The following is a 24491-nucleotide window of genomic DNA, read 5'->3' on the forward strand; positions in this document are numbered from 1 at the left end:
GACGGTCTATCTTCTTCTTTCTCGTTAGCTAACAAAAGCCCCTGCCGTTAAGCAGGGAATATCTGTCTTAGTATTACCAAATTTAAGAAGTAAAACTTGTAACAAAATATGTATATACGACAGAAATATCTTTACTATCCACATAGATAAAATGTAGATAGTAACACGAAAGAGTGGGTTTCCCCACTCTCTTTTTCACAAAATATACATGACATGGTTATCTCGGTTTATAGTATACCATAGCAAATATTGATTTGCAAAGACTTTTCCTTCCTGTTAGAACAGTGATAATTGGTTTTGATCCGGTAAATCTCCTAGACAACCTTGACTATCTAAATACTCAATAATTGTTTTTGAAACCTTACTGCGCTGCTGTAAGTCTTCTTTTGATAGGAAGTCTCCATTTTTACGTGCTTCTACAATACTTAAAGCTGCGTTTGTACCAAGACCAGGTACTGCATTAAATGGAGGAATTAATGAGTCTCCATCAATAATAAATTCTGTTGCATGCGAGCGGTATAAATCAACCTTTTGGAATGAGTATCCACGCTCACACATTTCAAGTGTCATTTCTAGTACAGTTAATAAACTCTTCTCTTTCGGCGCTGCATCCAATCCTTTTTGAGCAATTTCGTCAATTTTTACGCGTATGGATGCTGAACCTTTCGCCATCGCTTCTACATCAAAATCATCTGCACGAACTGTAAAATATGCCGCATAGAATAAAAGTGCAAAATGCACTTTAAAGTACGCGATACGTACAGCCATAAGTACGTAAGCAGCCGCATGGGCTTTAGGGAACATGTATTTAATCTTCTTACATGAATCAATATACCAACCTGGTACATTATTATTTTTCATGTCCTCTTCCCATTCTTCCGGTACACCTTTACCTTTACGAACTGACTCCATGATTTTGAAGGCTAATGATGGATCTAAACCTTGATAAATTAAATATACCATGATGTCATCACGACAACCAATAACCTCACTCAGTGTACATGTACCATTATAAATTAACTCGTTTGCATTACCGAGCCATACGTCAGTACCATGTGATAGTCCAGAGATTTGGACTAACTCTGAGAATGTCGTTGGTTTTGTCTCTTCTAACATTTGTCTTACGAATTTCGTACCAAACTCTGGTATACCAAGTGTACCTGTTTTACAGTTGATTTGTTCTTCCGTTACCCCTAACGATTCTGGACCAGAGAAAATTTTCATCACTTCTGGATCATCCGTTGGTATTGTTTTTGGATCAATACCACTTAAATCTTGTAACATACGAATAACGGTCGGATCGTCGTGTCCAAGTATATCAAGTTTTAATAAATTATCATGAATCGAGTGGAAATCAAAGTGCGTTGTTCTCCACTCAGCCCCTATTGAATCCGCCGGAAACTGTATTGGTGAGAAATCAAATATGTCCATGTAATCTGGTACTACAATAATACCGCCTGGATGCTGTCCCGTTGTACGTTTTACCCCTGTACAACCTGCAACTAACCGATCTATCTCTGCATTTCGAATCGTTAAATTATGATCATTCGCATATCCTTTTACATACCCATAAGCGGTTTTTTCCGCAACTGTACCTATCGTTCCCGCACGGTATACATAATCTTCACCGAACAGTATTTTCGTATAGTTATGGGCACGTGGTTGATATTCCCCGGAGAAGTTCAAATCGATATCGGGCACCTTATCTCCTTTAAATCCAAGGAACGTTTCAAACGGAATATCATGTCCATCTTTTACGTATGACACATTACACGTTGGACATTCTTTATCTGGTAAATCAAAACCAGAACCTACAGAACCGTCATTAAAGAATTCTGATTGCTTACACTTTGGACATACGTAATGCGGTGGTAATGGGTTTACTTCTGTAATTTCCATCATTGTTGCAACAAATGATGACCCTACCGATCCACGCGAACCTACTAGATATCCGTCTACTAACGATTTTTTCACAAGCTTATGTGAAATTAAATAAATAACGGCGAATCCATGTCCAATAATACTTTTCAATTCTTTTTCTAAACGAGCCTCTACAATTTCTGGTAGCTCTTCCCCATAAATGCTGCGTGCCATTTTATAACTCATATCACGCGTTTCATCATCGGCACCCTCAATTTTCGGTGTGTATAGATCATCTTTTACTGGATGAACATCACCAATTAATGACGCAACCTTTTGTGTATTCGTTACTACAATTTCTTTCGCTTTGTCTTCACCTAAAAATGAAAAACACTCTAACATCTCATCTGTTGTACGGAAATGTACGGGTGGTAATGAATGGCGATTTAAAGGATTTGCTCCGCCCTGCGAACTTACTAAAATTTTACGATACATTGCATCCTCTGGATCTAAATAATGCACGTTCCCTGTAGCAACAACTGGTTTTTCTAACGTCTCACCTAGTTTTACTAAATTAGAAATAATTGTTTTTAATTGCCCTTCATCTCTAACGAGTTCACGTTCTACTAAATGACGTAACACCTCTGGAGGCATAACCTCAATATAGTCATAAAACTGTGCAATTTCTTCTACTTCTTCAGGTGCTTTTTGCATCATCGCTTCAAACACTTCACCTTTATCACAAGCCGTTCCTACTATAATGCCTTCACGATATTTTTTTAATAGAGATCTTGGCACTCGTGGTACACGATAAAAGTAATTCAGATGAGAATATGAAACAAGTTTATATAAATTTTTTAATCCAACGTCTGATGTGGCAAGTAATGTCATATGACTTGGACGCCCACGTTTATATGCATCCCCTTGCCCCATACTATCGTTTAGTTGATCGTGATATTCAAATCCCTTTTCAATCACATCTTTTAACATTTTCACAAGTAAATATCCCGTTGCTTCTGTATCATAAATCGCACGGTGATGTTGCGTTAATTCAATATCAAGCTTTTTACACATTGTATTTAATCGATGATTTTTCATTTCTGGGAATAAAAACCGTGCAAGTTCTAACGTATCGATAACTGGGTTTTTCGTTTTTTCTAGCCCAGCCTTTTTAAAACCTACGTTAATAAATCCCATATCAAAGCTTGCGTTATGGGCAACAAGTGTATGGTCACCCATCCATTCCTCAAACTTTTTGAACACTTCGTCCACTTCTGGAGCATCAGTTAACATATCATCTGTAATACCTGTTAATTCAATAATTGTTGCAGATAATGGTTGATGTGGATTTGCGAAAGATTCAAAGCGATCAATGATTTCGCCGCCTTTTATCTTTACGGCAGCTAACTCAATGACTGTGTCATACACAGCTGATAAACCTGTCGTCTCAACGTCGAAAACAACATACGTTTCCTCTGCAAGTAAACGATGCGCTTCGTTATATGCAATCGGTACACCATCATTAACTAAATTCGCTTCTACACCATATATAACTTTAACCCCAGCCTTTTTACCCGCAGAATATGCCTCTGGGAAAGACTGCGCAACAGCATGGTCTGTAACAGCAATTGCCTCATGTCCCCATTTACCTGCTTGGGCAACAAGTCTAGAAACAGGAGTAACAGCGTCCATTTGGCTCATCGGTGTGTGAAGATGCAGCTCTACACGTTTTTCACCTTCTGGCGCTTTATCTTTACGAGACGGTCCTGCTATTTCATTTATATCATTTGCAATCATTACTAAATCTCGAACGAATGTATCATTTTGAACAGAACCACGCGCTTTCACCCACATTCCTTTTTTCAAGGATTGCAGCATTGGAATATCTTCTTTGTCACGCGAGAACATTTTGATCATAATTGAATCCGTATAGTCTGTTATTTTTAAAGTTAATAACGTACGGCCACTACGAAGCTCTTTCGTTTCTACATGGAAGACATACCCTTGAACTGTTTTTCTTCTTTCTTCATCTTGAATTTCTCGCATCGGTGTAATCTCTTCATCCGGCTTAATAAGATATCCGAGTACAACCGGCCCTTCATGCACAACGCTGCTTTCTTCAGCTTGCTTCTTCGCCATTTCTTCCATAGCTTGTATAACACGTTCACGATCTTCTTGCTGCGTTTGCTCGCGAAACTTTTGCATTTCTTCTGTATTTTGCTGTATATGTGTGTCTAACTGAAAACGTGGGAATCCAAAAGTTTCGTATTGATCCCCTACTGGTTTCGCTACGTTTTTCTTTAAAGCAGTAGATTCCAGCTCATTATTCACATTTATTAGCAACTTCACTCCATTCACCTGCGGAAGCTGCTTCTTTAAGTAAGCAAACATAGGTGAAAATGTAATTCGTTCCGTACAAAGCGGCCAATACGCCCTCACTTCTTCTTCTGTAAATTGTTTATTCTCTGTTTCTAATGCAAATGTTGTTCTTGCAATATGAGAAAATGATTGCTTAAGCTTTGTTTCTAGCAATTCATATAATTCTGTAGGCAAAATACGTGGCACTTGTAAATCAAAATGCCAACTTTTATTCGCTTTATCAATAACGAGCCTTTCAATACCACCACCTTGTAAATATTGATTTATAAGGTCGTCTGGTATTTGCAACTGCTGGAGCAAAATTTGAAATCGCTCTTGTTGTTCATTTGTTAATGACATATGCACTCTCCTTCCATTTGCTATTATAAATTGAATCGTACTACAAAGAAAGATTTCTCCCTTCTTCTTTTACGAAATACGTTTACAAAGAAAGAGAAGGTACCTCATAACGAGGTACCTCTTCTTATTTTAAAATATTAGCAATATATGTTTGAAGTTCTTCTACTTTCACTTCTTCAGACTCGCCTGTAGCACGTACTTTCACTTCTACAATACCTTCATCCGCTTTTTTACCAACTGTAACACGAACTGGAAGGCCGAATAAATCTGCATCTGCAAATTTAACACCTGCACGTTCTGCACGATCATCTAGTAATACTTCGTATCCTTGCTCTTGCAATGAGTTGTAGATGTTTTCACCCAATTCACGTTGTGCATCAGATTTCATATTTACTGGAATTACATGCACATGGAACGGTGCAACAGCCTTTGGCCAAACTAAACCGTTCTCATCATTAAACTGTTCTGCAATTGCTGCCACTGTACGAGATACACCGATACCGTAACAACCCATAATAAGTGGTTTTGTTTTTCCGTTTTCATCTAGGAACGTTGCGTTCATTGCTTCACTATAACGAGTTCCTAATTTGAATACGTGACCTACTTCAATTCCGCGCGCGAAAAGAATTGTTCCATTTCCATCTGGAGATTGGTCTCCTTCTTGAATGAAGCGTAAATCTGTATATTGACTCACTTTAAAGTCACGTTCTGGATTTACATTTACATAATGGAATCCTTCTTCGTTCGCTCCCGAACATCCGTTAACAATTGATGCTACAGCATGGTCAGCGATAATTTCGATATCACCTGTAACACCAATCGGTCCTAAAGAACCAACTTCACAGTTTAATAATTCTTTCACTTCTTCATGAGAAGCAAGCTCAACAACTGAAGCGCCGTATACATTTTTCACTTTTACATCGTTTACTTCATGATCACCACGAACAAGTACAACTACTAATTTCTCATCTACTTTAAATACCATAGACTTAATGCACTTGTCAGCTTCAATGTTTAAGAATGCAGATACTTCTTCAATTGCTTTTTGATCTGGTGTTGCTACCTTTTCAAGTGCCTTTTCTGCTTCATCACTCTTCGTATACGTAGCTACCACAGGAGCCATTTCGATGTTTGCTGCATAATTAGATGTATCAGAGTATGCAATTGTATCTTCACCAACTTCAGATAATACCATAAACTCATGCGTATCTTTTCCGCCCATTGCTCCAGAGTCAGCAATAACTGCACGGAAGTTCAAGCCACAACGAGCAAAAATGTTAGAGTATGCTTTGTATAAACGATCATACACTTCATCTAAGCTCTCTTGCGTAGCATGGAAAGAGTATGCATCTTTCATTAGAAACTCTCTTCCACGTAATAGACCGAAACGAGGTCTTTGTTCGTCACGGAACTTTGTTTGAATTTGGTATAATGTTAACGGTAATTTTTTATATGATTTCACTTCATCACGTACAAGATCAGTAATTACTTCTTCGTGTGTAGCTCCTAATGCAAATTCACGAGCGTTACGATCTTTCATACGCATTAATTCAGATCCGTAAGAATACCAACGCCCTGACTCTTGCCATAATTCCGCAGCTTGCATAGCTGGCATTAATAATTCTACAGCTCCTGCACGCTCCATTTCTTCACGAACAATACGTTCTACTTTGTGTAATACTTTTAAACCAAATGGTAGAAAACTATAAATACCAGAAGCATTTTGACGCATAAACCCTGCGCGAAGTAATAATTGATGACTTTTAATTTCAGCATCAGCTGGAACTTCACGTAATGTAGGACTGAATACCATACTTTGTTTCATTTATTCGCACCTCTTCATTTTACTCTTACACGCAACAAAACCCCTCACCTCGAGTTAGGTGAGGGATTTTATTGTACGAGCTCTATTTCATTATAAACTTCTTCTTATTTTACAAGAAAAACTTACGGATGTCATTCCATGTTACAACTAACATAAGCAACATTAATAATGCAAATCCAATAAAGTGAACCATTCCTTCTTTTTGACGATCAATCGGTTTCCCTCTTAATGCCTCAATTAAGAAGAAGAACAAACGTCCACCGTCTAAAGCTGGAACTGGTAATAAATTAAATAAACCAAGGTTAATACTTAAAACTGCCGCTAAACTTAGTACACGCGTAAATCCATAATCTACAACTTGATCTGTTAAATTATAAATTCCTACTGGACCTGATAACTCATTAATAGAAAATTGACCAGTTACTAATTTCACAAGAGAATCAAAAATTAGTTTCGTCCATTCGTACGTTTGTTCAAACCCTGATTTAATAGAACCCATCACTGTTTTCTCTACAGGAGAGTAAACACCAATTCTACCAACTTCTTCTTTTCCTTCTTTATCAACCGTTGGTGTTACTTTTACATTAAACTGTTCATTATCACGCTTTACCTGTAACGTAATTTCTTTATTCGGGTTTTCACGTACAATTGTTACAACATCTTTCCATGTACTAGTGTTCTTCCCATCAATCGCTTGAATTGTATCATTTTCTTTTAATCCAGCTTGCTGTGCTGCACTATTCTCCATTACTTTTCCGACCATTGGCTTGTCAACAGGAACACCTTGTACAAATCCTAAAATCACAAAAATAACAAATGCTAAAATGAAGTTCATCGCAGGACCCGCAAAAATTGTTAAAGCACGTTGACCCAATTTCTTGGAGCCAAACTGCCTATTATACGGAGCAATTTGAATTTCTTCACCAGCAGTAATGATACGAGCTTTTTCATTCACTCGGAATGTTTGCAGCTCTTCCTCGTACTCTTCATATCCCGAAATTGTAAGATTATGTTCCAAATCAGCTTGTTCGACTTCAATGACGCGAACATTTGGATATTTTTCATGTCCGTCAAAAACTAATTTCACAACTTCTTCTTTTTCATTTATTACAAGTCCAACCTTTTTCCCAGGCTTTAACTCCACAGTGTCCGCATCCTCGCCAGCCATTCTTACATAGCCACCAAGGGGTAGTAAGCGAATCGTATACACCGTTTCATTCTTTTCAAATGAGAATATTTTCGGACCAAAACCAATCGCAAACTCGCGGCATAAAATACCCGCTCTTTTTGCGAAATATAGATGCCCTAGCTCATGGAAAAATACGAGTGCACCGAAAATTAATATAAAGGCAATCGCTGTATTCAATTCCATAACCACCTTTGCTAAATTTGTTCCATCACAAACCGTCTTGTGGCTGCATCAATTTCCTGAATTTCCTCTAAGCTCGGACGTGCAATGACATTGTGATGGTGCATTGCTTTTTCAATGAGGTCTTCCACTGTTAAGAAACCAATTCTCTTTTGTAAAAAGGCTTCAACAGCTATTTCATTTGCCGCGTTCATTACAGCTGGCATGCTTCCACCTGTCTTCCCAGCTTCATACGCAAAACGTAGGCAACGGAAACGTTCTTGATTCATTTTCTCAAAATGCAATGTTCCCATTTCCCATAGATTTAACTGTTTTGTGTCTGAAAGAGGTAATCTATCAGGATATGTAAGCGCGTATTGAATTGGTACTCGCATATCAGGTGAGCCAAGCTGCGCCATTACACTACGATCTTCAAATTCAACCATAGAATGAATAATACTCTCTTTATGTAGAACAACATCGATTTGCTCATAAGGGATACCAAAAAGCCAGTGTGCTTCAATTACTTCTAGTCCCTTATTCATCATTGTAGCAGAATCAATTGTAATTTTCGAACCCATTGACCAGTTTGGATGACGAAGTGCATCTTCTACGGTCACATGATGCAATTCATCTCTCGTTTTATCACGAAAACTTCCGCCTGAAGCCGTTATAATTAGTCGAGAGATTCTTTTTTCATTTTCCCCATTCAAGCATTGAAAAATAGCTGAATGTTCACTATCAACTGGAAGTAACGATACATTATGTTTTCGTGCTGCTTCCATTACAAGATGCCCTGCAGTTACTAACGTTTCTTTGTTTGCAATTCCAATTGTTTTTTTCGCCTCAATTGCACGGAGTGTCGGCAATAAACCTACGCTACCTACAACCGCATTTACTACAACTTCTGTATCTGGGTGTAATGCTACTTCTAATAAGCCTTCACTACCATATACGACCTTTGTATTACCAGAAACAGCTTGTAATTTTAAAACATCTTCCTCTCTTTGCACAGAGACAATTTGCGGAGAAAATTCTTGAATTACCTTTACTGCGTAGTCAACATTTTTCCCTACAGAAAAAGCAACGAGACGGAATTGGTCTGGGTGCGAGCGTAACACATCTAATGTTTGTGTACCGATTGATCCGCTTGCACCTAATAAACTAATGTTTTTCATGACTCCAACCCCTCGTTCATTTATTAATTATATTGTAATAAGAAGTATAGAATTGGTAACACAAATAACCAACTATCTGTTCGATCTAATATACCACCATGTCCAGGTAAAATTGTACCTGAATCCTTTACACCATAATGGCGTTTAAATGCAGATTGCACTAAATCACCAATTTGTCCAAAAATAGAAATGATAATCGTCAGAACGATTAAAATTCCTACATTCGCTTCAACCGGGAAGAACATATTGTAAACAAGTGCAACAACAATTCCACAAACAATACCGCCTAATGAACCTTCAATCGTTTTATTCGGACTAATTTCTGGCCACAATTTTCTTTTTCCAAATGCTTTTCCTATAAAATATGCCCCTGAATCAGTTGCCCATATGACAAATAATGCACAGAACACATATTTAATTCCTAATATTCTCGTTTCATTTAAATATAAGAATCCCATTCCAACATATGTCGTTGCCATAAGTAAAAATGAAGCATTGTCAAAAGTAAATGTATTCTTAGAAAGGACTGTATATGATAAAAGTAATAAAACAATCACAAATGTAATTTCTAATTTACCTAATCCAATCCATGTAAACAGCTCTGATGCACTACTCGGAACTAATATAATCCATAATAATACTGCAGCTAAAACTGTTGGTACCGAAATAAGCGTAAGCTTGTTCATACGAATTAATTCATATAAACCTATAGAAGCAAGTGCATACACTAAAACTGTAAAAGGCACGCCACCGTATATTACGATGGGAATGAATAGCGCGGCAGCAATCACTCCAGTAATAATTCTCTGTTTCACTACCAAACCCTCTCTTTCTACACGCCTCCGAATCTGCGCCCTCTATGCTGAAAGTCTGTAATCGCATTTAGCAAATGTTCCTCGGTAAAATCTGGCCAATACACATCTGTAAACCAAAATTCCGAATAAGCAATTTGCCATAACATGAAATTACTAATACGTAGCTCTCCGCTTGTACGGATTAACAACTCTGGATCAGGTAAAGAACTCGTCATTAAGTACGAAGAAATCATTTCTTCACTTACTTCTTCAGCACGAATTTTCCCTTCCTCACTATCTTTCATCATATGTTGCACAGCAGAAACGATTTCATCTCGACTTCCATAGTTTAACGCGAAATTAAGAATTAATCCCGTATTCTCTTTCGTATCTTCCATGGCCTTTTCCATCGCTCTGCGCGTATGCGTAGGAAGACGATCTTTTTGCCCTATTACTCGGACTTGTACGTTTTCTTCAATCAATTCTGGTAAAAATGTACCTAGAAATTCTTCTGGAAGCTTCATCAAATAATCTACTTCCTTTTTCGGTCTTTTCCAGTTCTCAGTCGAAAAAGCATAAAGAGTTAATACTTTCACACCAAGCTTACTTGCAAATTTTGTTATTTTCTTTACAACTTGCATGCCTTCATGATGTCCAGCAATGCGAGGCATCGCTCTTCTCTTTGCCCATCTTCCATTGCCATCCATAATAATAGCAATATGTTCTGGGATATATCCTTTTTTCACTTCTTCAACGAGATGATCAAACGATGCGTCCTTTTTACTTTTAAAAAAAGGAAAGTTTTTAAACATCATTCATACCCTCCAGCAAGCAGACGTATGCCTAAAAGTGTAAAAAGACCCCCTTAAGAAGAGGGTCATATTTGCGAAGTTATCGCTATTACACTTCCATGATTTCTTTTTCTTTGTTTTTTGCGATTTCGTCAACTTTTGCAATATATTTATCTGTTTCTTTTTGGATATCTTCAGTATATCCTCTTAAATCGTCTTCTGTAATATCGCCAGCTTTTTCAAGCTTCTTAAGATCATCATTACCGTCACGACGTACGTTACGAACAGCAACTTTTGCTTCTTCAGCATATTTTTTCACAACTTTTACAAGATCACGACGACGCTCTTCTGTTAATGCAGGGAATGCAATACGAATTACAGTTCCATCATTAGAAGGATTTAAGCCTAAATCTGCTTTTAAGATTGCTTTTTCAATATCACCGATAGAAGTTTTATCATAAGGTTGAATTACAAGTAAACGTGCTTCTGGAACTGTAATGTTCGCTAATTGCACAACAGGTGTTGGTGCACCATAGTAATCAACTTGTACCTTATCTAATACAGACGAGCTTGCACGACCTGCGCGAACTGTTGCTAATTCACGAGAGTAAGCAGCAACTGCTTTTTCCATTTTTTCATTTGAAGACTTCAATACTTGTTGTCCCATATTTATTTCCCCCTTACAACTGTTCCAATATTTTCGCCTAAAACGGCACGTTTAATGTTACCTTTTTCCATAACCGAGAATACAATTAATGGAATATCATTGTCCATACATAAAGAAGAAGCTGTTGAATCCATTACACCTAAACCTTCTTTTAATACATCTAAGTAAGTAAGTGTTTCGTATTTCGTAGCTGTTGGGTCAAGAGATGGATCTGCATTATATACGCCATCTACGTTGTTTTTCGCCATTAAGATAACATCAGCTTCGATTTCCGCTGCACGTAATGCTGCCGTCGTATCTGTAGAGAAGTAAGGGTTACCTGTACCTGCTGCAAAGATAACAACACGTTTCTTCTCTAAGTGACGAATTGCTTTACGACGAATGTAAGGCTCTGCTACTTGACGCATTTCGATTGAAGTTTGAACACGAGTTTGAATTCCAATGTTCTCTAAGCTATCTTGAAGAGCTAATGAGTTCATAACTGTTGCTAACATACCCATGTAATCTGCTCCAGCACGATCCATTCCCATTTCACTTCCGATTTTTCCACGCCAAATGTTTCCGCCACCAACAACAACAGCAACTTCTACATCAAGTTCTGCAATTTCTTTCACTTGTTCCGCAACTGATTTTATAACAGATGGGTTAATTCCAAATCCTTGTTCGCCAGCTAACGCTTCTCCGCTTAGCTTTAATACGACACGATTATATTTCGGTTTACTCATAATGAACCTCCAATTGCTTACATCTTTATTTTAAAAAAGGGAACACAATGTGTTCCCTAATCTTTATTAGTTGCTACCTTTTACTTGGTTCATTACTTCTTCAGCAAAGTTGTCTTCGCGTTTTTCGATACCTTCACCAACAGCGTAGCGAACGAATCCTTTTAATGTTCCGCCTTTAGACTCAACGAACTGACGAACTTTCATATCAGGGTTTTTAACGAATGCTTGGTCAAGTAAGCAAATCTCTTCGAAGAATTTGCCTAGACGGCCTTCAACCATTTTTGCAACGATTTTTTCAGGCTTGCCTTCGTTTAAAGCTTGTTGTGTTAATACTTGACGCTCATGCTCAACTTCTTCAGCAGTTACAGCATCGCGGTCGATGTATTTTGGGTTAACTGCTGCGATGTGCATTGCTACATCTTTAGCAGCAGCTTCGTCAGTAGAACCTTCAAGAACTGTTAATACACCAATACGTCCACCCATGTGTAGGTAAGCGCCGAATGCATCAGCATCAGTTTTTGATACGATTTCGAAACGACGAAGTGTAAGTTTTTCACCAATTTTAGCGATTGCTTCGTTGATGTGCTCTTCTACTGTTTTGCCGCCTTCGATTGTTTGAGCCATAGCTTCTTCAATGTTAGCTGGTTTGTTAGCTAATAAGTGAGCAGCTAATTCTTTAATTAACGCTTGGAAACCTTCGTTTTTCGCAACGAAATCAGTCTCAGAGTTTAATTCTAAGATTAAACCTTCGTTACCGTTTGTTTCGATGAAAGTTAAACCTTCAGCAGCGATGCGGTCTGCTTTTTTAGCAGCTTTTGCAATACCTTTTTCACGTAAGAAGTCAATTGCTTTCTCCATGTCGCCATTAGTTTCAGTTAAAGCTTTTTTGCAGTCCATCATACCTGCGCCTGTTTTTTCACGAAGTTCTTTTACCATTTGTGCAGTGATTGCCATATTTTTCATCCTCCTAAAATATGTATTTATACCTTTTTAAAAAGGTGTTTATACCTTAAAAAAGGTGATAAAAGGCCGAACCCCTTATCACCTTTCCAAATTTGTTACGCAGTAACAGTTTCTTCACCTTGTTTTGCTTCAAGGATCGCGTCTGCCATTTTAGATGTAAGAAGTTTTACAGCACGAATTGCATCATCGTTTGCTGGGATAACGTGATCGATTTCGTCTGGATCACAGTTTGTATCAACGATACCGATGATTGGAATGTGTAATTTGCGTGCTTCAGCAACTGCAATACGCTCTTTACGAGGGTCTACTACGAATAATGCACTTGGAAGACCTTTCATATCTTTAATACCGCCTAAGAATTTCTCAAGACGCTCTAACTCTTTTTTAAGTTGAACAACTTCTTTCTTAGGAAGTACTTCGAAAGTACCATCTTCTTGCATTCTTTCGATGTCTTTAAGGCGCTTGATACGCTTTTGGATTGTTTGGAAGTTTGTTAAAGTTCCACCTAACCAACGTTGGTTAACGAAGTACATACCAGCACGAGTTGCTTCTTCTTTAATAGCTTCTTGTGCTTGTTTTTTAGTACCTACGAATAAAATGTCTCCACCTTCAGCAGCGATGTCGCGCATCGTTCTGTAAGCTTCCTCAACTTTTTTCACAGTTTTTTGTAAGTCGATGATGTAGATACCGTTACGCTCTGTGAAAATGTAACGCTTCATTTTTGGGTTCCAACGACGAGTTTGATGTCCGAAATGAACACCAGCTTCAAGCAATTGCTTCATAGAAATTACTGACATAATTTAGTTCCTCCTAAATGGTTTTTGATATCCTCCGTTTACTTCATCTCTAAGCGAAACTACAAACGTAGCACCAACACTTAAATCAGTAAACGTGTGTACTTTGTACTGACACCACTGCTTACTATATCATACTGAAATATTACAATCAAGTCGAAAATGCGAACAATGTAAAACTTTCTTTTTTTCACGCTCGAATTCTAGTATTCCCAACCTTCACTTCCTTTAAGCAAGAAGGTGAAGGCTAATTAATAGTTTTCTAATGAACGTTGTCATGACGCCTTACGTAAGCAAAATCATTCTCTTAAAAAAACAAAAAACTCTCCTCAACCGAGGAGAGTTTTTATATAAATTAGTTTGTTTTTAATTTAGCAAGTTCCTGTAGAAACTTGTCGTTTAGCACTTTAATGTATGTTCCTTTCATACCTAAAGAGCGAGACTCAATAACACCAGCACTTTCTAATTTACGTAGTGCATTTACGATTACAGAACGAGTAATCCCTACGCGATCAGCAATTTTACTTGCAACAAGTAAACCTTCTGTTCCATTTAATTCTTCGAAGATATGCTCGATTGCTTCTAACTCACTGTAAGATAATGAGCTAATCGCCATTTGAACAACAGCTTTACTACGTGCTTCCTCTTCGATTTCTTCTGCTTTTTCACGTAAGATTTCCATACCTACTACAGTTGAACTGTATTCAGCAAGGATTAAATCATCGTCTAAGAACTCTTGACCAAGACGAGCTAACACTAATGTGCCTAGACGCTCACCGCCACCAACGATTGGTACGATTGTAGTTAAACCTTGACCGAATAATTCTCTATTTTCTACTGGGAATGCTGTGTAAGCACTGTTTACATCTAAGTTAGAAGATGTTTCTGTAATGTTGAATAAGCTTTGTGTGTATTCTTCCGGGAATTGACGCTCTGCAAGCATTTGTTTCATACGCTCATTCTCAATTTGTTGGTGAATTGCATAACCTAGTAATTTACCACGACGGCTTACTACGAATACGTTCGCTTCGATTACTTCACACATTGTGTCAGACATTTCTCTAAAGTTTACAGGCTTTCCTGCTGCGCTCTGTAATAACGCATTTAATTTTCTCGTTTTTGCTAATAATTCCATTTCAAAAGTTCCTCCTACATATTACTCACATATTTTTTCATCACTTGGAAACTAGGGCGAGTCACCTGATGACACAATTACAAAATAAACTGGCTCACATCTTTATTTTTAGCAATCGTTGCTAATTTCTCCTCAACGTATTGAGGTGTTATCGTTATTTTCTCTAACGTAATTTCAGATGCTTCAAACGATAAATCTTCAAGGAGCTTCTCCATAATCGTATGAAGTCTTCTTGCTCCAATATTATCTGTATCCTGATTAACTTGATAAGCAATCTCAGCAATCTTACGAATAGCTTCGTCTGAAAATTCAATTTCTATACCTTCAGTCGCTAATAAAGCCATATATTGTTTAATTAACGCATTGTCAGGCTCGATTAATATTTTAACAAAATCATCTGTCGATAATTTTGTTAATTCTACTCGAATCGGAAATCTCCCTTGCAGTTCCGGAATTAAATCCGACGGTTTAGACATATGAAACGCTCCAGCTGCAACGAATAAAATATAATCCGTTTTTACTGATCCGTATTTTGTCGCGACATTTGACCCTTCTACAATCGGCAGAATGTCACGTTGCACACCTTCACGTGATACATCTACGCTATTCGACTGCTTACCAGCAATTTTGTCAATTTCATCGATAAAAATAATCCCGAGCTGTTCAGCACGATAAACAGCCTCTTGTGTAACTTCATCCATATCAATTAAGCGCTGTGCTTCCTCATTTGTCAAGAGTTTTCTTGCTTCTTTTACAGAAAGTTTACGTTTTTTTGTTTTTTTCGGCATAAAACTTCCTAATGCATCTTGGAAATTCATTCCCATTTGTTCCATACCAGTTCCTTGTAACATATCGAACATGGAAGACTGTTGCTCAGTCACTTCAATCGATACAATTTCATCTTCAAGAAGTCCTGCAGCAAGCTTTCTTTCCACGTCTTGACGTTTCTTTTCGATTTCAACATCTTCCTGTGTATCAGATGTTTGATTCGAATTTTGAGCACCGCCAAATAGCATTTCTAATGGGTTTTTAAATCCAGATTGTTTCTCCGGACTTGGCACTAAAATTTCAACAAGACGTTGGTTCGCTTGTTCTTCTGCTTTGTCTTGCACTTTAATTACCATTTCTTCTTTCACGATACGAACTGACGTTTCCACAAGGTCACGTACCATTGATTCTACATCTCTACCTACATATCCAACTTCTGTAAATTTCGTAGCTTCAACCTTAATAAAAGGTGCTCCAACGAGTTTCGCCATTCGTCGTGCTACCTCTGTTTTACCAACACCTGTCGGTCCAATCATTAAAATATTTTTAGGTGCAATTTCATCACGTAGATTTTCAGCTAATTTACTTCGACGATATCGATTTCTTAAAGCTACAGCAACCGCTTTCTTCGCATCTTTTTGACCGATAATGTATTGATCTAATTTTTCCACAATTTGACGCGGAGTAAAATGTAAATGCATATAAAATGCCTCCCTTACGATTCTACAATTCTTCCACAATTATATTGTGGTTCGTATAAACACAAATATCGCCAGCAATGTCTAAACTCGCTTTCGCAATTTCCTTCGCTGTTAAATGTTCACTTGCATATTGCTTTAAAGCACGACCTGCAGAAAGCGCATAATTCCCGCCAGATCCAATTGCTAAAATACCATCATCCGGTTCAATCACTTCTCCTGTACCTGAAACAAGAAGCATAGTTGTTTTATCCATGACAATGAGCATCGCTTCTAGCTGACGTAACATTTTGTCGCCACGCCATTGTTTTGCCATCTCAACTGCAGCACGCTGCAAATTGCCATTGTACTCTTCTAATTTCCCTTCAAACATTTCAAAAAGAGTAAATGCATCTGCAACTGAACCTGCAAAACCAGCTAAAACTTTCCCTTGGAAAAGTTTGCGAACTTTGCGAGCTGTATGCTTCATTACAACAGCATTTCCCATCGTCACCTGACCATCTCCAGCCATTGCACATTCTCCATTATGATGAACTGCAAATATCGTTGTAGCGTGGAAATTTCCCATAGAAAAAACTCCTTTATATGTTTTTATAGCTCTTAAAGCAATTTATGCCCGTGGGTGATGCTTCATGTAAACAGAACGCAATCTTTCTTTAGAGACATGCGTATAAATTTGTGTCGTAGACAAATTTTCATGACCTAATAGCTCCTGTACAGTACGTAAATCCGCTCCTTCATCCAACATATGTGTAGCAAATGTATGCCTTAACATATGGGGACTTATCCGCATTGTAAGCGAAGCCTTCTTAATGAGCTCGTTTAAAACATAACGTACACCCCGATCTGTTAACGGCGTACCCTTCGCATTTAAAAATACCATATGAGAATGTTCTTCAGTCTTTTGAATTAACTGTTTTCTCCCGTTCTCGATATAAGTAATTAAAGCATCTTGTGCATAGCTTCCGAACGGAATATATCTTTGTTTTTTCCCTTTTCCCATCACTAAAATTGTTCCTACCGCAAAGTCAATATCAGTAAGCTGTAGGTTAACGCATTCACTTACACGAATCCCAGTTGCATACATTAACTCTAACAAAGCTTGATTCCTTTGACCTAGTGGCGTCTCTGTATCAGAAACTTCAAATAATTCCTCTAACTCTTCAGCATATAAAAACTTTGGGATGGACAATTCTTTCTTGGGGAGTGACGCAAGTGCAAACGGATTATCTTTTTGATAACCTTCACGCATCAAAAAACGATATAAACTTCGTAAGCTTGATACTTTTCTTGCGACAGATTTACGGGCTAACTTTTCATCGTGCAACGTCGTCAAGTATAAACGAACATCCGCGTATGTAACATCTAAAAAAGAGGATATGCCTTCTCGCTCCATAAATTGCACAAAATGTTCTAAATCATTTTGATAACTTGCAATTGTATATTTTGAATAATTTCTTTCAATTTGTAAATATCCTACGAATAATTGTAACAATTTCTTCACATTCACATAACTCACCTCAATAAAGGCTACTAAATCGTATCACAACTCAGTAGCCTTTGCAAGAAATTTAACTAAATATTTACAAAATTTTGAATTGTTTCTAAAGCGCGTGTAGCATACGCTTCATTTCGCTCTTGTTTCCTTTTAATTTTCTTCTCTAACGGTGCAAATAGACCGAAGTTTGCATTCATTGGTTGGAAGTTTTTCGCATTAGTCGCTGTAATATAATTTGCCATACTTCCCATTGCCGTTACAGATGGTAGTACAACTGGCTCTTCACCTTTTACAAGTCGAGCAGCGTTAATACCTGCCAATAATCCTGATGCTGCTGATTCAACATATCCCTCTACTCCAGTCATTTGACCGGCGAAGAATAAATCATCGCGTTGTTTATATTGATATGTTGGACGAAGTAAGTTAGGCGAATTAATAAACGTATTACGATGCATTACACCATAACGTACAATTTCTGCGTTTTCTAGTCCTGGAATTAGCTGTAATACTTCTTTTTGTGGCCCCCACTTTAAATGTGTTTGGAAGCCTACAATATTGTATAACGTTCCTGCTGCATCATCTTGACGTAGCTGAACAACTGCATATGGTGTTTTTCCTGTTTTCGGATCTTCTAATCCAACAGGTTTCATCGGTCCAAATACTAACGTCTGTCTTCCTCTACTCGCCATAACTTCTACTGGCATACAACCTTCAAAGAAAATTTCTTTTTCAAATTCTTTTAAAGGCACTGTCTCAGCAGCAATTAACGCTTCATAAAAGCGATCAAACTCTTCTTCTGTCATTGGACAGTTTAAATATGCAGCTTCACCTTTATCATAACGAGATTTTAAATATACTTTATTCATATCAATGCTGTCTTTCTCAACAATTGGTGCTGCAGCATCATAGAAATAAAAATAATCTTCACCTGTTAATTCTTTTAATTGCGCAGCAAGATCAGGAGACGTAAGTGGACCTGTCGCGATAACAGTAGGTCCTTCTGGAATTTCAGTGATTTCTTCATTCATCACAGTTACGTTTGGATGGTTTTTCACATACTCAGTTACCTTCGCCGCAAATTCATGACGATCTACAGCTAAAGCTCCTCCTGCTGGTACAGAGCACTCATCAGCTGCACGAATAATAACAGAGTCCATTAGGCGCATCTCTTCTTTAATAACACCAACAGCATTTGTTAATGTGTTTGCGCGAAGCGAGTTACTGCATACTAGCTCTGCAAATTTATCTGTGTGATGAGCTGGCGTTTGCCTTACTGGTCTCATTTCATATAATCTTACTTGGACACCACGTTTTGCAATTTGGTAAGCTGCTTCGCTTCCTGCAAGACCTGCGCCAATGACGTTTACTACTTGTGTTGTCATATATATCTCACCTTTCCTTTTCTTCCCGAAAAAAATGTGAGCAGTTACGCTCACATTTGTTGTTCTTCTTCATAATCACACGAAATACATTGTACTTGCACGCCTTTTTTCAACTTCTTCTCTACAAGCATACCTTCGCACTTCGGACATTTACGGCCAATCGGCTTATCCCAAGATACAAAGTCACACTCTGGATACGTACCGCATCCATAGAAAAGACGTTTCTTTTTATTACTTCGACGTTCAATAATTTGTCCTTTATCACACTTCGGACAAGTCACACCGATTTCTTTCACAATCGGCTTTGTATTACGACAATCAGGGAAATTCGAACATGCCATAAACTTCCCGTATTTACCCATTTTAAAGACCATTGGGTGCTCACATAATTCACAGTCTTCCCCAGCTGGTTCATCTTTAATTTCCACTTCACGCATTTCTTTTTCCGCTTTCTCTAAGCGCGGTTCAAATCCTACGTAGAAATCATCAACAATTTTCACCCAATTCGCATTTCCTTCTTCTACTTCATCAAGGCTTTGCTCCATATTGGCAGTAAATTCAATGTTAATAATTTCCGGGAAAAACTCTAAAATAAGTTCGATTACTATTCCACCAAGTTCAGTCGGAACGAAGCGTTTATTATCTAAACCAACGTATCCACGTTTTTGAATCGTTTCAAGTGTCGGTACATATGTAGATGGTCTCCCAATTCCAAGTTCCTCAAGTGTTCTTACTAGACGAGCCTCTGTATAACGTGGCGGAGGTTGTGTGTAATGTTGCTTCGGTTCTATATCTTTTGAAAATACAGTTTCCCCTACTTCTAAAGGTGGCAACATTTTATCTTTTTCTTCCGCACCATCATCTTTCGACTCTACATACACTTTCATAAATCCTGGGAACTTTACAACCGATCCACTTGCACGGAACTGAACATTGTTATTAATGAGTCTCGCTGTAACAGTATCCATTATAGCAGATGCCATTTGACTTGCAACAAATCGCTCCCAAATCAGTTTATACAAACGTAGTTGATCACGACCTAAGAAACTTTTTAGTTCCTCTGGCTTTCTCATTACCGAAGTAGGACGAATCGCCTCATGCGCATCTTGTGCATTCGACTTTTTCGTTTCTTTCTTCTTCTCTGTCCCTATGTATTCCGCACCGAACGACTCTGTAATATAAGTACGAGCCTCTGTTTGAGCAGTTTCTGAGATCCTTGTTGAATCGGTTCTCATATACGTAATAAGACCTACAGTCCCTTGCTTTCCAAGATCTATCCCTTCATACAATTGCTGCGCAAGCATCATTGTTTTCTTTGCTCGCATATTTAATTTACGTGCAGCTTCTTGTTGCAAGGAAGATGTTGTAAACGGTAATGCCGGATTACGCTTTCGCTCTTTTCGCGTTACATTTTCAACCGAAAACGCATTATCTTTCATCTTTTCGATTATTTCGTTCACTTGTTCTTCGTTCGTTAATTGAACTTTTTCACCATCTACACCGTAAAAGCTTGCTTCAAATGTGTCTTTACCTTTCACAAATTCTGTTTTAATTGTCCAGAATTCTTCAGGTTCAAAGTTTTGAATTTCTGTTTCACGTTCGATAATTAGACGAACTGCTACAGATTGTACGCGTCCTGCACTTAATCCCTTTTTTACTTTCTTCCATAATAAAGGACTAATATTGTAACCAACAAGACGATCGAGTATACGCCTTGCTTGTTGCGCATCTACTAAATCCATATTAATTGCCCGAGGATGTTTAAATGATTCTTTTATTGCATCTTTTGTAATCTCATTAAATACCACTCGGCAATCTGATTCAACGTCCACATTTAACGTATTCGCTAAATGCCAAGCAATTGCTTCCCCTTCGCGGTCTGGATCGGCCGCGAGATAGACTTTCTTTGCTTTTTTTGCCGCTGATTTTAAATCTTTTAAAACGGGACCTTTACCACGAATGGTAATATACTTCGGGGTGAAGTTATTCTTTACTTCTATCCCCATTTGGCTTTTAGGTAAATCGCGAACATGTCCCATGGACGCAACGACTTTGTATTTTTTCCCTAAATATTTCTCAATGGTCTTCGCCTTAGAAGGCGACTCCACGATTACGAGGTAATCTGACATGCTAGTGCCTCCTTAAGAGGTGGATTCAAGTCTTCATCAATCTTATTGATTTCTCTTGTTTTTGTCAATCAAGAATGAATATACCATACAGTGACAATCTACCATTTGTCAATAATTGTTTAATAAAAACATAAAAATATAAGGTTAATTTATAATTTCCTCCAGGATATCCTCTGCATTTCGTACTAATTTTGCACCTTGTTGAATAAGATAATTCGTTCCTGATGCACTATCTATAAATATTGGTCCAGGAAGGGCAAATACCTCCCTATTTTGCTCTAATGCGAGGTCTGCAGTAATAAGTGATCCACTTCTCGATTTTGCTTCTACAACTAAAACCCCTTTACTTATTCCACTAATAATTCGATTTCTTTTTGGAAAATACCATTTTTTCGGTGCATAATGCGGAGGATACTCTGTCAATAACAATATATAGTCTTTCCACGTGTCATATAAACGTCTATTCTCTTTCGGATACATATAAGATAATCCATGTCCTAAGATAGCAATAGTCGGGCAATGCTTACTTACTGTAACTTCGTGAGCGATTGTATCTATCCCTCTTGCAAACCCACTAACAATAAGCCATTCCTTTTCAAGTAAAGGGTGTAAAATAAATTTCATACTCTTCTTTCCGTATAAAGACGGATCTCTCGTCCCAACAATCGCTAATTTATTTACTTTACTAAGAAAATCCTTCTCCCCTTTTCCATATAAAACAAAAGGGGGATCTTGTATTTCTCGCAATAATTTTGGATAATCCTCATCCCATATAGTCATATAAAATATTCGATTTTTTTCTAAATAGGAGATATATCGCTGGAGACTTGCATTCTGAAGAAAATTTACTAGTTCTGAAGATTTTTTCGAGGATATTCCAGCGTAATATTCAAATTGCTTCGCACTAAAAGTGTACATCCCATTCAATTCCGGATCAACATATAGTATCCTCTCCATCACTTTCCAATGATCCGCCAACACGTAATGTAGGTGCAATAATCGTTCTCTTTTCATCTTAATTCTCCTTACCCATAATTTTTATTATGTAAACAGGAAAAGTATAAAAAGACACCCTCAAACAAGAAGGTGTCTTTCAAAAAGATTAATAGTTTTTACAAGTTTCAAATAATCCCTTTTCTTTTAAAACAGAGATTAATGTTTCACCCATAACAGCTGGCGTTTCAGCTACTTTAATACCACAAGCTTCCATTGTTTTAATCTTTTCCGCAGCAGTTCCTTTACCGCCAGAAATGATTGCACCGGCATGGCCCATACGTTTGCCTTCAGGCGCAGTTTGGCCACCAATGAAGCCGACAACTGGTTTTGTCATATTAGCTTGTACCCACTCAGCTGCTTCTTCTTCTGCCGTACCGCCGATTTCACCAATCATAATTACAGCATGTGTTTCTTCATCTTCATTAAATGCTTTTAACGCATCAATAAAGTCTGTACCGTTAACAGGGTCCCCACCGATACCTACAGCAGTAGATTGGCCAATACCTTCTTGTGTTAACTGATGTACAGCTTCATACGTTAATGTACCAGAGCGAGATACGATACCCACATGACCTTTTTTATGAATGTATCCTGGCATAATACCAATTTTACATTCATCAGGTGTAATGACACCAGGACAGTTTGGTCCAAGTAAACGTGTATGTTTACCTGCCATATATCTCTTTACATTTACCATATCTAATACAGGGATTCCTTCAGTAATACATACTACTAAATCAATCTTTGCATCAACTGCTTCCATAATTGCATCAGCCGCAAAAGCGGGTGGAACGTATACAACTGAAGCATTTGCGCCTGTTGCTTTCACTGCATCTTCTACAGTATCAAATACTGGTACACCTTCAATATCAGTGCCACCTTTACCTGGAGTTACACCACCGACAATTTTCGTACCGTATTCAATCATTTGTTTTGTGTGGAATAATCCTTGAGAACCTGTAATACCTTGAACAATAACTTTTGTATCTTTATTAACTAATACGCTCATTTTTCTCCCCCGCTTTCTATTAGCCCACTAGTGAAACAATTTTTTGTGCACCGTCTGCCATAGATTCTGCTGCAACAATATTTAAGCCAGACTCATTTAAAATCTTCTTACCTAACTCTACGTTTGTACCTTCAAGACGTACAACTAAAGGTAACTCAAGACCTACTTGCTTCGTTGCTTCAATAACACCTTCTGCAATAACATCACACTTCATAATGCCACCAAAAATGTTAACGAAGATACCTTTTACATTTTTGTCAGAAAGGATAATTTTGAATGCTTCTGTAACTTTTTCAGCTGTTGCGCCGCCACCAACATCTAAGAAGTTAGCTGGGTCACCATGGTAATGTTTAATGATATCCATTGTAGCCATTGCTAAACCTGCACCATTAACCATACAACCGATATTTCCATCTAAAGGAATGTAGTTTAAGTCATATTTAGAAGCTTCAATTTCTTTTGAATCTTCTTCATCAAGATCACGAAGTTCTAAAATGTCTTTATGGCGATATAACGCATTAGAATCGAAGTTTAATTTCGCATCTAAAGCCATAACTTTACCGTCACCTGTTGTAACAAGTGGATTAATCTCAGCGATAGAGCAATCTTTTTCGATAAACGCACTATATAAGCCCATCATAAACTTCACAGCTTGTCCTACCAGCTCTTTTGGAATATTGATGTTAAACGCGATTCGACGTGCTTGGAAACCTTGTAAACCTACTGCTGGATCAATATATTCTTTAAAGATTTTTTCAGGTGTTTTTTCTGCTACTTCTTCAATTTCTGTTCCACCTTCTTCAGATGCCATTAAAACAACTTGAGAAGTTGCACGATCTAACACAAGACCTACATAATATTCTTTTTTAATATCGCAACCTTCTTCGATAAGTAAGCGTTTTACTTCCTTACCTTCAGGACCTGTTTGATGCGTCACAAGTGTAGTTCCTAAAATGCTTTCTGCATATGTACGAACTTCTTCTAAATTTTTCGCAACTTTTACTCCGCCAGCTTTGCCGCGTCCACCAGCGTGAATTTGCGCTTTAACTACACATACTTCTGTTCCTAATTCTTTAGCTGCTTCTACAGCTTCTTCTACTGTAAATGCAACCTTCCCGTTCGGAACGCTAACCCCATAGCTTCTAAGGACTGCCTTACCTTGGTACTCATGGATATTCATGGTCCCATCCTCCCCTGTTTTCCTGTTTTACTC

The 24491-nt window shown here is 37.8% G+C and carries 19 protein-coding genes; all 19 read right to left on the reverse strand.

The annotated features are described in order from the left end of the window. Window positions 1-276: 276 nt before the first annotated feature. Window positions 277-4578, reverse strand: coding sequence for a PolC-type DNA polymerase III (locus BAU23_RS02020; protein WP_071733451.1), 4302 nt, complete (start codon window positions 4576-4578; stop codon window positions 277-279). A gap of 124 nt (window positions 4579-4702) precedes the next feature. Then, a complete protein-coding gene (locus BAU23_RS02025; RefSeq protein WP_016130181.1) occupies window positions 4703-6403 on the reverse strand; it encodes a proline--tRNA ligase in 1701 nt (566 codons plus the stop codon). A 109-nt stretch (window positions 6404-6512) separates the two neighbouring features. Next, window positions 6513-7769, reverse strand: a complete 1257-nt coding sequence (gene rseP / locus BAU23_RS02030) for an RIP metalloprotease RseP (protein WP_001090226.1) — start codon at window positions 7767-7769, stop codon at window positions 6513-6515. A gap of 17 nt (window positions 7770-7786) precedes the next feature. Then, window positions 7787-8929, reverse strand: coding sequence for a 1-deoxy-D-xylulose-5-phosphate reductoisomerase (gene dxr, locus BAU23_RS02035; protein ID WP_000790382.1), 1143 nt, complete (start codon window positions 8927-8929; stop codon window positions 7787-7789). Between the two features lie 23 nt (window positions 8930-8952). Next, window positions 8953-9744: a phosphatidate cytidylyltransferase gene (cdsA, locus tag BAU23_RS02040; protein ID WP_000813576.1), complete on the reverse strand. Its 792-nt coding sequence runs from the start codon at window positions 9742-9744 to the stop codon at window positions 8953-8955. A 17-nt stretch (window positions 9745-9761) separates the two neighbouring features. Further along, on the reverse strand, window positions 9762-10538 hold the full coding sequence (uppS, locus tag BAU23_RS02045) for an isoprenyl transferase (protein WP_000971306.1): 777 nt from the start codon (window positions 10536-10538) through the stop codon (window positions 9762-9764). Between the two features lie 85 nt (window positions 10539-10623). Continuing rightward, on the reverse strand, window positions 10624-11181 hold the full coding sequence (gene frr, locus BAU23_RS02050) for a ribosome recycling factor (protein ID WP_000531504.1): 558 nt from the start codon (window positions 11179-11181) through the stop codon (window positions 10624-10626). 2 nt (window positions 11182-11183) lie between these two features. Further along, window positions 11184-11906, reverse strand: coding sequence for a UMP kinase (pyrH, locus tag BAU23_RS02055; RefSeq protein WP_000042666.1), 723 nt, complete (start codon window positions 11904-11906; stop codon window positions 11184-11186). A 66-nt stretch (window positions 11907-11972) separates the two neighbouring features. Next, window positions 11973-12860 carry a translation elongation factor Ts gene (gene tsf, locus BAU23_RS02060; protein ID WP_001018584.1) on the reverse strand — a complete coding sequence of 296 codons (888 nt, stop codon included), beginning with the start codon at window positions 12858-12860 and terminating at the stop codon, window positions 11973-11975. A 104-nt stretch (window positions 12861-12964) separates the two neighbouring features. After that, a complete protein-coding gene (gene rpsB, locus BAU23_RS02065) occupies window positions 12965-13666 on the reverse strand; it encodes a 30S ribosomal protein S2 (RefSeq protein WP_000111485.1) in 702 nt (233 codons plus the stop codon). Window positions 13667-14018: 352 nt separating this feature from the next. Then, the gene (gene codY / locus BAU23_RS02070) at window positions 14019-14798 is read right to left on the reverse strand and encodes a GTP-sensing pleiotropic transcriptional regulator CodY (protein WP_000421290.1); all 780 of its coding nucleotides are present in this window, start codon (window positions 14796-14798) and stop codon (window positions 14019-14021) included. A 77-nt stretch (window positions 14799-14875) separates the two neighbouring features. Continuing rightward, on the reverse strand, window positions 14876-16267 hold the full coding sequence (gene hslU, locus BAU23_RS02075; RefSeq protein WP_000550071.1) for an ATP-dependent protease ATPase subunit HslU: 1392 nt from the start codon (window positions 16265-16267) through the stop codon (window positions 14876-14878). Window positions 16268-16289: 22 nt separating this feature from the next. Further along, a complete protein-coding gene (gene hslV, locus BAU23_RS02080; RefSeq protein WP_000526270.1) occupies window positions 16290-16832 on the reverse strand; it encodes an ATP-dependent protease proteolytic subunit HslV in 543 nt (180 codons plus the stop codon). A 42-nt stretch (window positions 16833-16874) separates the two neighbouring features. Then, window positions 16875-17774 carry a tyrosine recombinase XerC gene (gene xerC, locus BAU23_RS02085; RefSeq protein ID WP_001101232.1) on the reverse strand — a complete coding sequence of 300 codons (900 nt, stop codon included), beginning with the start codon at window positions 17772-17774 and terminating at the stop codon, window positions 16875-16877. A 65-nt stretch (window positions 17775-17839) separates the two neighbouring features. Beyond that, on the reverse strand, window positions 17840-19144 hold the full coding sequence (gene trmFO / locus BAU23_RS02090) for an FADH(2)-oxidizing methylenetetrahydrofolate--tRNA-(uracil(54)-C(5))-methyltransferase TrmFO (protein WP_000213005.1): 1305 nt from the start codon (window positions 19142-19144) through the stop codon (window positions 17840-17842). Between the two features lie 50 nt (window positions 19145-19194). Then, the gene (gene topA / locus BAU23_RS02095; protein ID WP_001286970.1) at window positions 19195-21273 is read right to left on the reverse strand and encodes a type I DNA topoisomerase; all 2079 of its coding nucleotides are present in this window, start codon (window positions 21271-21273) and stop codon (window positions 19195-19197) included. Window positions 21274-21417: 144 nt separating this feature from the next. Then, a complete protein-coding gene (dprA, locus tag BAU23_RS02100) occupies window positions 21418-22287 on the reverse strand; it encodes a DNA-processing protein DprA (protein ID WP_000818054.1) in 870 nt (289 codons plus the stop codon). An 88-nt stretch (window positions 22288-22375) separates the two neighbouring features. Then, complete coding sequence (gene sucD, locus BAU23_RS02105) at window positions 22376-23278, reverse strand: succinate--CoA ligase subunit alpha (protein ID WP_000115186.1); 903 nt, start codon at window positions 23276-23278, stop codon at window positions 22376-22378. Window positions 23279-23297: 19 nt separating this feature from the next. Beyond that, the gene (gene sucC / locus BAU23_RS02110) at window positions 23298-24458 is read right to left on the reverse strand and encodes an ADP-forming succinate--CoA ligase subunit beta (protein ID WP_001020797.1); all 1161 of its coding nucleotides are present in this window, start codon (window positions 24456-24458) and stop codon (window positions 23298-23300) included. Between the last annotated feature and the right edge of the window lie 33 nt (window positions 24459-24491).

It is taken from the genome of Bacillus nitratireducens, from assembly GCF_001884135.1.
Lineage (GTDB): Bacteria > Bacillota > Bacilli > Bacillales > Bacillaceae_G > Bacillus_A > Bacillus_A nitratireducens.